The sequence below is a fragment of the Microbacterium hydrocarbonoxydans genome, from assembly GCF_900105205.1.
Taxonomy (GTDB): domain Bacteria; phylum Actinomycetota; class Actinomycetes; order Actinomycetales; family Microbacteriaceae; genus Microbacterium; species Microbacterium hydrocarbonoxydans.
Window position 1 is genome coordinate 2,834,764 of record NZ_FNSQ01000005.1, and the last position, 12,184, is coordinate 2,846,947.

Annotated in this window: 8 protein-coding genes; 5 read left to right on the plus strand and 3 right to left on the minus strand. The window is 69.0% G+C overall.

What is annotated here, in order from left to right:
* Positions 1–47: 47 nt before the first annotated feature.
* Both BLW44_RS13985 and BLW44_RS13990 read right to left on the minus strand, forming a co-directional pair.
* Positions 48–3,302 (minus strand): family 20 glycosylhydrolase, encoded by a 3,255-nt coding sequence (locus BLW44_RS13985; protein ID WP_060927980.1) that lies wholly within the window; start codon positions 3,300–3,302, stop codon positions 48–50.
* The gene (locus tag BLW44_RS13990; RefSeq protein WP_082724606.1) at positions 3,293–4,510 is read right to left on the minus strand and encodes an alanine racemase; all 1,218 of its coding nucleotides are present in this window, start codon (positions 4,508–4,510) and stop codon (positions 3,293–3,295) included. Before BLW44_RS13990 ends, BLW44_RS13985 begins: the two co-directional genes overlap by 10 nt.
* 25 nt (positions 4,511–4,535) lie before the next feature.
* Here BLW44_RS13990 and BLW44_RS13995 point away from each other — a divergent pair, with 25 nt between their 5' ends.
* The gene (locus BLW44_RS13995) at positions 4,536–4,943 is read left to right on the plus strand and encodes a RidA family protein (protein WP_060927978.1); all 408 of its coding nucleotides are present in this window, start codon (positions 4,536–4,538) and stop codon (positions 4,941–4,943) included.
* A gap of 95 nt (positions 4,944–5,038) precedes the next feature.
* Positions 5,039–6,553, plus strand: coding sequence for a L,D-transpeptidase family protein (locus BLW44_RS14000; protein ID WP_139305351.1), 1,515 nt, complete (start codon positions 5,039–5,041; stop codon positions 6,551–6,553).
* A gap of 98 nt (positions 6,554–6,651) precedes the next feature.
* Here BLW44_RS14000 and BLW44_RS14005 read toward each other — a convergent pair whose 3' ends face one another.
* The gene (locus BLW44_RS14005; protein ID WP_060927987.1) at positions 6,652–8,871 is read right to left on the minus strand and encodes an NADP-dependent isocitrate dehydrogenase; all 2,220 of its coding nucleotides are present in this window, start codon (positions 8,869–8,871) and stop codon (positions 6,652–6,654) included.
* Positions 8,872–9,049: 178 nt separating this feature from the next.
* Between BLW44_RS14005 and BLW44_RS14010 the strand changes: the two genes are divergently transcribed.
* The 3 genes from BLW44_RS14010 (at position 9,050) to BLW44_RS14020 (ending at position 12,169) form a co-directional block, all read left to right on the plus strand.
* Positions 9,050–9,508: a GNAT family N-acetyltransferase gene (locus BLW44_RS14010; RefSeq protein WP_060927976.1), complete on the plus strand. Its 459-nt coding sequence runs from the start codon at positions 9,050–9,052 to the stop codon at positions 9,506–9,508.
* A gap of 214 nt (positions 9,509–9,722) precedes the next feature.
* Entirely contained in the window at positions 9,723–10,736 is a 1,014-nt protein-coding gene (locus BLW44_RS14015) for a LacI family DNA-binding transcriptional regulator (RefSeq protein WP_060927975.1), read from the plus strand.
* A gap of 125 nt (positions 10,737–10,861) precedes the next feature.
* Positions 10,862–12,169: an ABC transporter substrate-binding protein gene (locus BLW44_RS14020; protein ID WP_060927974.1), complete on the plus strand. Its 1,308-nt coding sequence runs from the start codon at positions 10,862–10,864 to the stop codon at positions 12,167–12,169.
* The last annotated feature ends 15 nt before the right edge of the window (positions 12,170–12,184 follow it).

Sequence of the window (12,184 nt, forward strand, 5' to 3'; positions counted from 1 at the left end):
GCAACCCCCGCTCCGTGTAGCACAGGGAGGGTTACGGAAACGTTACATTACGCTGAGTGCGCCCCGTCGGCGCCTCGCGCACGGTCTCGCAGACGGGCGACGAGACCCTCGACGATCTCCTCCCTGGCCTGCCGCGTCAGCGGCTTTCCCGGGACCCCCTGACGCCTCTGCACGGGCGTCGGACCGTCGAGAGGACGATACCGCACCCCTGATTCGGCGAGCCTTTGCAGATGCACCGGCAGACGAAGCGCGAACCCGTCGAACGGCGGCGCCTCTCCGCCCTCCCACAGCCGCTCGGCGATCGCCGCCAGACGCGGGAACACGGCGAAGTCGACGCGGTCGCGAGTCGGCAGATGCTCCGTCCAGACGTTCGCCTGGCCGCCGGCCGCGCCCTCCGGGACTCGTAGCGTGTATGCCCGTTCGATCGACAGCGGCGGCCCGACCCTGATCGGCTCCTCCGCCGACTCCGACTGCGGGTAGTCGAGATAGACCTCGAGGTCGGGGCACGCGATCACCGGGATGCCGCGGCGCAGCGCCTCCTGCATCGCGACGGGGCCTCTCCACGCGAGGATCTCGACGCCGTCGGGCACGTCGCCCTCGAGGACCTCGTCCCACGCGAGGGCGGTACGCCCCCGCCGTCGCACGTGCTCCACGAATCGAGCCGTGAACCACGGCTGCACCTCGTGCGGTGTCGCGAGGCCGAGCTCCTGCATCCGCCGGCGGGCGGCGGCACTCTGCTCCCATTCGGTCACGGGCACCTCGTCTCCGCCGATCCCGATCCACGGGGAGTCGAACAGGTCGCACAGGGCGTCGATCGCCGCGCGGCCGAAGTCGAGGGCGTCCTCGGTCGGTGCGAGCGTGCGGGGGTTCACGCCGAAGCGCTCCCACGGCGCGGTCGGCGCCTCGCCCAGGTCGGTGTTGCCGAGCTCCGGGTAGGCGGCGAGCGCGGCCTGGATGTGTCCCGGCAGCTCGACCTCGGGCACGATCGTGACGAACCGCTCAGCGGCGTACGCCACGAGATCCCGGATCTCGACATCCGTGTAGTACCCCTCGTGCACGCCCTGCTCCACCGTCGCGAGCGGACCGTGTCCGAGCTGGGTCGCCTCCCGACGCGCGCCGATCTCGGTGAGCCTCGGGAAGCCGGGCACGGCGAAGCGCCAGCCCTGATCATCGGTCAGATGCAGATGCAGGATCGACAGATGGTGATCGGCCAGCAGATCGACCAGACGGCGCACGTCCTCGACGGGACGGAAGTGCCGCGCCACATCGAGCATGACGCCGCGCCAGCGGTGAGCCGGTGCCCCTTCCCAGACCCCGGACGGGATGCGCGCATGCTCCGCTCCGGGCTCCCGCAGCTGACGCAGCACCGTCGCGCCGCGGAACACTCCGGCCTCGCTCGCGCCGATCACCTCGACTCCGTCGGCCGTGACCCGAAGACGGAACGCCTCGGAGGTGACCCTGCCGTCGGCGAACGGCTCTGATGCAAGGGCCTCATCGACGCTCAGCGTGATCGCGGGCGCCGAGTCGTCCGGCACATGTCCGGACCGCAGGCGCGCCGCAGTGGCATCCAGCGCATCTGGGGCGACGACCGGGGTGCGGACCGACCACTCGAACGCTCCCGCCAGGGGATCGATGGTCGAGTCGATCGACGGCACGGTGGCGCGATGCGCGGGCGGGGTCATCCGCAGTGCCCGTCCGGGGGCGGCCCCGGTCACGTCTGCGCCCCGGACCACCGGCACTCCCGCCACCAGCACCTCGGCGATGCCGGACGGCGGGGCGTGCGGCGACTCGAACGTCGCGCCTGCATCGATCGACCCGGGGTCGAACAGCACAAGGTCGGCGGTGGCCCCCTCCCTGATCACACCGCGGGGTGAATCTCCGCGGTCGAGGCCCAGCCGCGCGGCCGGGGTGCCGGCGAGATGGCGCACCGCCTCTTCGAGAGTGAGCACACCGAGCTCTCGCACGTAGTGGCCGAGGTAGCGCGGGAAAGTCCCCCGCCCTCGCGGATGGGGCTTCGCGCCCACGAGGATGCCGTCACTCCCCCCGCTGTGGCGAGGATGACGCATGATCGCCCTGACGTTGTCCTCGTCGCCGATGTGCATGAGGATCCCCGTCGCGCCGGCATCCTCGAGGATCGTGTCGAGCACGACGTCGATCGCGCGCGTCCCCGACGACGCGGCGATCTCGGCGACGGTCCGACCGACGAGTCCAGCGAGCCGCGCCGAGCGCGTGCCGGAGATCTCGATCGCCGTCCAGTCCGCGCGCTCCCCGTGGAAGCCGTCGCATCCGACCTCCTCGAGCTCGACCCGTACGGCTTCGCGACCGTCGTCGTCGAGAGCGGCGATCGCCCCCAGCAGGTCTCCGCCCGCAGCGAGCCTGCTCGGCAGGAGCGCCGCGAGGGTGGTCGCCCCCGGCAGGTAGGGATAGGTGTCGAGGGTGACGTCCACGCCGTCGCTGATCGCGTCGTCCACGAGCGCCAGGAGCTCCCCCGCCCGCCCGCGATTAGGAGCGAAGTTCATCGTCGCGTGCGTCAGATGGATCGGGCAGCCCGTGCGCCGGCCGATGTCGAGCGCCTCGCGGTAGGCATCCAGTGCGGCGCCGCCGTAGCTGCGGGTGTGCGGCGCCCAGTACCCGCCGCGCTCGGCCACGATCCGGCAGAGGATCTCGAGCTCCCCGGTGTCGGCGTACATCCCCGGCGTATAGGTCAGGCCGCTCGACATCCCGAAGGCACCGGCATCCATCGCCGCACCCAGGAGCGCGCACATCTCGGCGACCTCCTCCACGGTGGCGGGCCGATCCTCGTGCCCCACGACCATCATGCGCAGGTTGCCCTGGGGCACCAGCACGGCGGCGTTGGCCACTGCGGCTGCGTCGATCGCGGCGAGGAGATCATCCATCGACCGCCACGGCACCGCAGCCGGCGTGCCGTTCCACCCGGCGATCTGGGCAGGGATGACGGCGGCGGTCGCATCGTCGAGGGGCGCGTAGCCGAGACCGTCCTGCCCGAGAACCTCGGTGGTGACCCCTTGGCGGATCTTGGCGTCGTGCGCCGCGCCGCTCAGCACCGCCAGCTCGCTGTGCGCGTGCATGTCGATGAAACCGGGTGAGAGCACGAGACCTGTCGCATCGATCTCGACGGCGCCGTCCGGCAGGTCGAGTCGACGCGCGTCTCCCTCGCGGAGCACGGCGACGACCCTCGCACCCTCGATGGCCACGTCCGCGGTGAAGCGCTCGGCCCCGGTGCCGTCGACGACCGTGGCTCCCCGGTAGACCCTGACAGTCTTCTCGCTGCTCAGAAGCACGTCGCCACCGCCCCGACGACCCGAGGGTCGTCGGCATCGGGGTCGTCGATGACCGCCACCACACGCCACTTGTCGAAGGCCGTGCACGGGTGCGACAGTCCGAGGCGCACGACGTCACCTGGCTCCACGGATGACCCGTCGGCGAGGGCGAGGAAGGCGTGCTGGTCGTTGAGCGCCGTGATCCGCCCCGCGACGGTCTGCGGCACCGGGAGGTCGAGGTCGAACGGGACATCCCTGCGTCCCGCATCGAGGAGCGCGAGCCCTGGCTCCGGCTGCGAGACGACGCGCGACCAGGCGTGCATCGCAGAGCGCAGCGGATCGGTCGATGTCAGGGGCCCGAACGGCGACATGCGGGCGTAGAAGCCGTCGTCGTGGATCTGGAACGCCCCTGAACGCAGCACGATGTCGGCTTCGTCCCGGTGGGGCGACAGGACGGCGGCTGCGCGATCCGGGAACGCGCTCCCACCGGCGCTGAGGACAGGTCGGAGCCCCGACTCGTAGTCCAGACGCTCGTGCAGGGTGACGAGCGTCTGAAGGTACGCGTCGACAGCCGACACGGAAGCATCGCCGCGGTCGGGTCCGAACGGCCCCTCGTATCCCGTGACCCCCGCAAGCCGCAGCCCGGGCGCCGCGGTGATGGCCGCTGCGATGAGCTCGCCCTCCTCGAGCGTGCGGGCGCCCGTGCGTCCACCGACGCCACCGAGCTCGACGAGCACGTCGAGCGGACGCTCGGCCTCGACGAGCGCGTCGGCGAGGATCCCGACGGCGGCGACGGAGTCGGCCCAGCAGAGGATGCGCAGAGCGGGGTCGGCAGCGAGGAGTTCACCGAGATGCCGTGCCGCCGCACGGTCGGTGACCGCGTTCGCGATGAGGACGACCGCGACTCCCGCGTCGACCGCCACCTCGGCCTGCCACGGTGTCGCGACCGAGATGCCCCATGCGCCGGCGTCGAGCAGCCGCTGCCAGAGCGCGGGCGCCATCGTGGTCTTGCCGTGCGGTGCGAGCAGGACTCCCTCTCTCCGCGCCCAGTCGAACACCGTCGATTCGTTGTGGTCCAGCGCCGCCTCGTGCACCGTCAGCACGGGGGTCACGAGGTCGGACAGATGCAGCCCCGCCGATCCGACCTCTGACAGTCGCAGCCCCGCAGTGCGCGCCGGGAATCCCTTCGTCCAGGCGCCGAGAACAGGATCCGGGATTTGTAGAGGCATCTAACAAGGCTACTAGGCTGGTCGCATGACTGCGAAGATCCGCGTTTCGACCGACGCTGCCCCGGCCCCCGCCCACACCTTCTCGCAGGGGATCCGCAAGGGACCCATCGTCCAGATCTCCGGTCAGGGGCCGGTGGATCCCCAGACCAACGAGTACCTCCACCCGGGCGATGTCGCCGCGCAGACCACTCGGACACTCGAGAACGTCAAGGCGATCGTCGAGGCCTCTGGCGCGACCTTCGACGACGTCGTGATGCTGCGCGTCTACCTCACCACCCGCGAGGACTTCGCCGTCATGAACGAGGCATACGGCGCCTTCGTCACCGCCCACACGCCGAGCGGCGTGCTGCCCTCGCGGACGACGGTCTTCACCGGTCTGCCGCGCGAGGAGATGCTCGTCGAGATCGACGGTCTCGCCGTCGTCACGGACTGACTCTCGACTGCGGGCCTCTCGGCCCGGACCGTTGCCTCCCCGTTACCTGCGATCGCGTAGCATATCGCTAAGGACACGTGAGAAACCGGGGGGTGATGTTCGTGACCGATCTGATCTCAGCGCAGGACGCGAAGACCGAGAAGCTGACCGAGGCGACCGCCTCCGGTGCACAGCTCGATTCGGTCGCGCCTGCCGGCGATGCACCCACCGACTCCCTGCCGCCCGACAGCGGTGACCAGCCGCTCGCCTGGGCGCCCATCGAACCCGCGCCCAAGAAGAAGCGTCTCGGTCTGTGGATCGGTCTGGGTGCCGGAGCCGTCGTGCTCGGTGCCGCCGCGGCGTCGATGATCCTCATCGCTCCCGGCACCACGGTCGCCGGGATCCCGGTCGGCTGGCTGACACCCGGTGCTGCCGCCGAGGCCATCGAGGCGCACGTCGCCGAGACCGAGGTCACCCTCACCGGTGCCGGCGACGGCGTCGTGCTGACGGGCAGCGAGCTCGGCGCCACCATCGACGCACGCGGCCTCGCCGACGAGGCGTTCGCCGAGCGCCCGCTGTGGAACCTCGGGTCCTGGATGGGCGACCCGGTCGCCGGAGACATCGCCCTGGACTCGGAGAAGGCGGATGCCGCACTGCGCGATGCCGTGCCCTCCAGCTTCGTCGACCCCGTGGATGCCGGAGTGGTCTTCGACGCGAAGACCGCGAAGTACGTCGTCACGCCGGCCGAGACCGGAACCGCCGTCGACCTGGACGCTCTCACCGCGGCGATCGTCGACACCGTCGCCGACGGCGGCAAGACGTTGGAGTTCCCCGGCGGACCGGCAGAGGCTGCCCCCGCGGTCACCGATGAGGAAGCAACGGCCGTCATGACGTCCGTGAACACCATGCTCGGCACCATGGGCTTCTACATCGGCGACGAGCGCACCGTGCCCGTCACTCCCGCCGTCGCCGCGACCTGGTTCACCATCGAGGACGTCGACGGCGAGCTGCGCATCACCGCCGACCAGGACGCGATCCAGACGACCGTGGACACTCTGGCGGCCTCCGTCGACCGCGCTCCGGTCAACGCCACCAACATCGTCGACTCGGCGGGCAACATCCTGCGCACCGAGAAGGCCGGGGTCAACGGCCGCGCGATCGGCGACACCACGAACCTGGCCGCCGATGCGGCCGCGAAGATCGAGGCCGGCGAAGGGGTCTTCCCGATCGAGGTCACGGAGACCAAGTTCGAGTCGGTGAACCTGCTGCGCAAGATCGACGTGAACCTCAGCCGGCAGACGGCCACGCTCTACGAGAACGGCGCCGTGGTGCGATCCTGGGCGATCTCGTCCGGCAAGAGCGCGACGCCCACGGATACGGGCAACTTTACGGTCTACGCACACGTGCGCGAGCAGACCATGAAGAGCCGCGAGCCGGACGGCTCGATCACCGAGACGCCGAACGTCCCCTGGGTGACGTACTTCAACGGCGACGAGGGGTTCCACGGCACCTACTGGCACAACGACTTCGGCAACCCGCGCAGCCACGGATGCGTGAACATGCCGATCGACGTCGCCCGCTTCGTCTACGAGTGGTCGCCCGTCGGCCTCGAGGTGGCCGTCCACTACTGATCCTCGGCTGTCGGCGTCGCGGCCCGCTCCGCGCGCAGGCAGCACGAAGAAGGGGCCGGATGCTCGCGCATCCGGCCCCTTCTTCGTGCTGCGGTGTCTCAGCTCAGCGCGTCGACGATGCCGTTCAGCGTCGTGGACGGACGCATGACGGCCGTGACCAGCGCGTCGTCCGGCCGGTAGTATCCGCCGATCTCGACGGCCTTGCCCTGCACCGCGTTGAGCTCGGAGACGATCTTCTCCTCGTTCTCTGCGAGCGTGGCCGCGATCGGAGCGAACGCCGCTGCCAGCTCGGCATCCTTCGTCTGCGCCGCGAGCTCCTGAGCCCAGTACAGCCCGAGGTAGAAGTGGCTGCCGCGGTTGTCGATCGTGCCGAGGGCGCGACCGGGCGAACGGTCCTCTTCCAGGAACGTGCCGGTCGCCGCATCCAGCGTCTCGGCGAGGACCCGTGCCTTCTCGTTGCTCGTGCGGTCCGCGAAGTGCTCGAGGGACGCCGCCAGAGCGAAGAACTCACCAAGGGAATCCCACCGCAGGTAGTTCTCCTCGACGAGCTGCTGCACGTGCTTGGGCGCGGAGCCTCCTGCACCGGTCTCGAACAGCCCTCCGCCGGCGAGCAGCGGCACGATCGAGAGCATCTTGGCGCTGGTACCCACCTCGAGGATCGGGAACAGGTCGGTGAGGTAGTCACGCAGCACGTTGCCCGTCACCGAGATGGTGTCGAGGCCGTGGCGCATGCGCGCGAGCGTGTACCGGGTCGCCTCCTCGGGGGCGAGGATCGTGATGGTGAGGCCCTTCGTGTCCAACGTCGCGAGACCCTGGTGCACCTTGGCGATGATCTGCGCGTCGTGCGATCGGTTGGCATCGAGCCAGAAGACCGCGGGGACGCCGGTCGCACGAGCACGGGAGACCGCGAGCTTCACCCAGTCCATGACCGGGATGTGCTTGGTCTGCGTCGCACGCCAGATGTCTCCTGCGCCGACCTCGTGCTCGATCAGCACCGTCCCCTCGCTGTCGAGGACCTGGACGATGCCGGGAGCTGAGATCTCGAAGGTCTTGTCGTGGCTTCCGTACTCCTCGGCCGCCTGCGCCATGAGGCCCACGTTGGGCACCGTGCCGATGGTCGCGGGGTCGAGCGGACCGTTGGCGATCACGTCGTCGATGACGGCCTGGTAGACGCTCGCGTACGAGGAGTCCGGGATCACGGCGAGCGTGTCGGCCTCGCCGCCGTCCTTGCCCCACAGCTTGCCACCGTTGCGAACGAGGGCGGGCATGGAGGCGTCGACGATCACGTCGCTGGGCACGTGGAGGTTCGTGGTCCCCTTGTCGGAGTTCACGTAGGAGAGGCGGGGCCCCTCGGCGATGGCCTTGTCGAAGGCCGCGGCGATCTCGGCGCCGTCTGCGATGGAACCGAGGCCCGCGAGGATCGAGCCGAGACCGTCGTTCGGGTTGAGGCCCGCCGCTGCGAGCTTGTCGCCGTATCGGGCGAAGACGTCCTTGAAGAAGACGCGCACGACGTGGCCGAAGATGATCGGGTCGCTGACCTTCATCATCGTGGCCTTCAGGTGCACGGAGTAGAGGACGTCGTCGTTCTTCGCCGTCTCCAGCGTCTCGGCGAGGAAGGCGTCGAGGTGCGCAGCCGACAGGAACGTCGCGTCGATGATCTCGCGCGGCAGAACCTTCAGCCCCTCCTTCAAAACCGTGACGGTGCCGTCGGCCGCGGTGTGCCGGAAGCTCAGGACGTCGTCGTGGGCTGCGACCCAGGAACGCTCGTTGTGCTTGAAGTCGTCGTGACCGAGCGTCGCGACGCGGGTCTTCGACCCCTGAGCGAACGGCTTGTTGCGGTGCGGGTGCTTCTTGGCGTAGTTCTTCACGGCCAGAGGGGCACGGCGGTCGCTGTTGCCCTCACGGAGTACCGGGTTCACGGCGGAGCCCTTGATGCGGTCATAGCGCGCCCTGATGTCCTTGTCCTCGAGGGAGGACGGCTCGTCGGGGAAGTCGGGGATGTCGTATCCCTGCGCCTGCAACTCCGCGATCGCTCCCTTGAGCTGCGGGATGGATGCCGAGATGTTCGGGAGCTTGATGATGTTCGCCTCGGGGAGCGTGGCGAGACCGCCGAGCTCGGCCAGCGCGTCGCCGACCTGCTGCTCCGGGGCGAGCTTCTGCGGGAACGCGGCGAGGATGCGGCCGGCGAGCGAGATGTCCCGGGTCTCGACCTCGATGCCCGCCTGCCCCGTGAAGGCCTTGATGATCGGGAGGAAGGAGGCGGTGGCGAGTGCCGGAGCCTCGTCCGTGTACGTGTAGATGATGGCGTCGTCGGTCACCAGGAGGTTCTCCGTTCGCGAGGGCATATTTGTCTCGATACCAAGATACCTGAGCGGTCCGTCGCGCGTGGGCGAGGACGCCGTCGAGGCGTCCTGCCACCCCCCCGCGACTCTCTCCTCTCGCGGCAAATGTCGACGTTTGTGGGTGGGATGCCTCAGGAGGGGTTAGCCTGTGAACATGTCCGAACTGCGCATGGTCGAACTCTCCGCTGCGACGATCGTCGCCGTGAACAACATGTCGCTCAAGCCCGGACAGGAGCAGTTCCTCGCTCCGGTGTCCTACGGCATCGCAGCGACCGTCATCGATCCTCAGACGTCCTGGCAGCGTGTCGTCCTCGACGGCGACCAGGTCGTCGGCTTCGTCAGTGCGAACTTCGACCCCGATGCCCCGGAGGAGCACTTCCGCTCCGTGCTGTGGCGCATCAACGTCGACGCCGACGATCAGGGCAAGGGTGTCGGGCGCTTCGCCGTGGAGCAGCTGATCGACGAGGCGCGCACGCGCGGGTTCGATCATGTCAACGTCATCTACGAGGCCGGCGAGGACGGACCGGAGGCCTTCTTCCTCCGCGTCGGGTTCACCCCGGTCGGCGAGACCGAGTACTCCGAGGTCATCGCTCAGATCCGCATCACTTCGTAGACCGGCGGCGGGGTCTCGAATCCCCTCCCCCATCGAGGCCCCGTCGCCCTGTCCGGTCGACCGGTGGGAACCGCGATCGTCGTGCCATCGTCACGGATTTGTTGCGGACAACCACAAAAGCCTTGCGCGGGACACGTTCGGGTGCATATCATCGCTGTCAGCAGCATCGGCGAAACGCTTCGACGATGTGATGACAGTGACGATGGAGTCCCCCATGACGACGATCCACCAGGTGGCCGCTGCCGCCGGCGTGTCGATCAGCACGGTCTCCTACGCGCTCAGCGGCAAGAGGCCCGTCTCGGAGAAGACCCGTCTCCGCATCGAAGCAGCCGTCCAGACCCTCGGCTACGAACCGGACGCCGGAGCCCGGATGCTGGCCGGTCGTCGCACGAACATCTTCGCTCTCACCGAGCCGTTGCGCGCCGACACGCACGCGCCGACCCACATGGCCTTCGTGCTCGCGACCGCCGTCGCCGCGCGTCGCAGCGGCTACGACATCCTGCTGCTGACCGATGAGCAGGCCTCCGAGGGAATGAACCGGGTGGCGGCGAGCAACCTCGTCGACGCCATCCTCGTGCTCGACGTCGCACCGGACGACGAACGGGCCGACATCGCCCGGTCGGTGCGCACCCCGACGGTCTTCGTCGGCATCCCCGACGATGCGCACGACCTGACCTGCGTCGACCTCGACTTCGAGTCCGCCGGTCGTCTCGCCGTGGATCGACTCGCCGACGCCGGACACACCGCCGTCACGCTGCTCGGTCAGACCGAGGTCGCGTACCGCAAGTCGAACTTCCCGCGGCGATTGCTGCGCGGAGTGCAGGATCGCAGCTCCGAGCGGGACGTCGAGCTCGAGTGGGTCGCGACCGGCGCCACCACCACAGAGCCCGCCACTGTCCGAGCTGCGGCCGAGCGGGCACTCGCACGAGGCGACTGCGCGTTCATCGTGCATGCCGTCGGCGACGTCCACGAGGCGCTGCTCGAGAGCATCGCCGCACACGGGCTGACCGTCGGCGTGGACGTCTCGGTGATCTCCGCAGCCGCCTCGTTCGACACCTCGACCCTGCCGGTTCCGATCGACACCATCCCGCTCGTCCCGCAGCAGTCCTGCGACCTCGCGGTCGAACTCGCACTGCAGCAGCTGGAGAACGCCGGTGCGAGCGCCCGCATCCATCTCATCCCTCCCGAGTACCACGCCGCCGGCTCGATCGCTCCCGCCCGGGAATGACCACGGCTCAGGCGGCTTCTGCGTCCGCTTCGTCGAAACGCTTCGACGATTCAGATCACACAACTGAACATCCGACCCACTGATGTGTCCGGCCCTCCTGGGCCACCGAGAAAGGAGTGCCGACGATGGCACGCACGACCCGCAGGACGAAGACGTTGGCGGCTCTGGCCGCTCTCACCGCGACCGGGATCGCACTGAGCGGCTGCACCGCCGGCTCCGGCGACGAGGGGGGCGACGGCGACACCCTCAAGCTCTGGCACTACGAGGGCGCCGACAGTGCGATGGGCAAGGCCTGGGCCGAGGCGATCGACATCTTCGAAGAGGAGACCGGAGCGACGGTCGAGTTCGAGGAGAAGTCCTTCGAGCAGATCCAGAAGACCGCGTCCCAGGTGCTCGACACCGATGCCGCGCCCGACCTCATGGAGTTCAACAAGGGCAACGCGACGGCCGGCTTCCTCGCCTCGACCGGACTCATCTCCGACATCTCCGACGCTGTCGCGGAGTACGGATGGGATGAGAAGCTCGCCCCCTCCCTCCAGACCACCGCGAAGTACTCGGAAGACGGCGTGATGGGCGGCGACACCTGGTTCGGCGTCCCCAACTACGGTGAGTTCGTCGGCGTCTACTACAACCAGGACGCCTTCGCCGCCGCCGGCTTGGAGATCCCGACCACGTACGACGAGTTCGTCGACGTGCTCGACGCGTTCGTCGCTCAGGGTGTCACCCCGCTCGCCGAGGCCGGCGCCGAGTACCCGCTCGGACAGCTCTGGTACCAGCTCGCCCTGCTCGAGGGCGACCGCAGCTTCGTCGACTCGTACCAGCTGTACGACGGCGAGGTCGACTGGCAGGGCCCCGAGGTCACCGCCGCCTCCGAGACGCTCGAGGAGTACGTCGACAAGGGCTACATCGCCTCGGACGTCTCGTCGGTCAAGGCCGAGGATGCCGGTGTCTCCTTCATCAACGGCACCTCGCCGATCTTCGTGTCGGGCTCCTGGTGGTTCGGCCGCTTCGTCACGGAGGCCACCGGCTTCGACTGGACGATGACCGCGTTCCCCGGCGCCGATCTCTCGCTCGGCTCCTCGGGGAACCTGTGGGTCGTGCCCGAGAACGCCGCGAACAAAGAGCTCGCCTACGAGTTCATCGACATCACGATGCGGCCGGAGATCCAGGCGATCATCGGCAACAACGGCGGCCTCCCCGTCGCCGCGGACACCGCCGACATCACCGATGAGAAGAGCGCGGCCCTGATCGAGACGTTCAACGGCGTGCTCGACGCCGACGGACTCTCGTTCTACCCGGACTGGCCCGCGCCCGGATTCTACGACGTGCTCGTGCAGGAGCTCCAGGGCCTGATCACCGGAGCGCAGGACGCGGAGACGACCAACAAGAACCTCGGCGAGCAGTACGACGAGGGCACCTCGGAATTCCGTTGATCCACTCGCGGGGGC

What these genes read in the sequence shown, in the direction of transcription:
- BLW44_RS13990 (WP_082724606.1), bottom strand. Translation starts at nt 4,510, where the DNA reads ATGCCTCTACAAATCCCGGATCCTGTTCTCGGCGCCTGGACGAAGGGA.
- BLW44_RS13995 (WP_060927978.1), top strand. Translation starts at nt 4,536, where the DNA reads ATGACTGCGAAGATCCGCGTTTCGACCGACGCTGCCCCGGCCCCCGCC.
- BLW44_RS14000 (WP_139305351.1), top strand. Translation starts at nt 5,039, where the DNA reads ATGTTCGTGACCGATCTGATCTCAGCGCAGGACGCGAAGACCGAGAAG.
- BLW44_RS14010 (WP_060927976.1), top strand. Translation starts at nt 9,050, where the DNA reads ATGTCCGAACTGCGCATGGTCGAACTCTCCGCTGCGACGATCGTCGCC.
- BLW44_RS14015 (WP_060927975.1), top strand. Translation starts at nt 9,723, where the DNA reads ATGACGACGATCCACCAGGTGGCCGCTGCCGCCGGCGTGTCGATCAGC.
- BLW44_RS14020 (WP_060927974.1), top strand. Translation starts at nt 10,862, where the DNA reads ATGGCACGCACGACCCGCAGGACGAAGACGTTGGCGGCTCTGGCCGCT.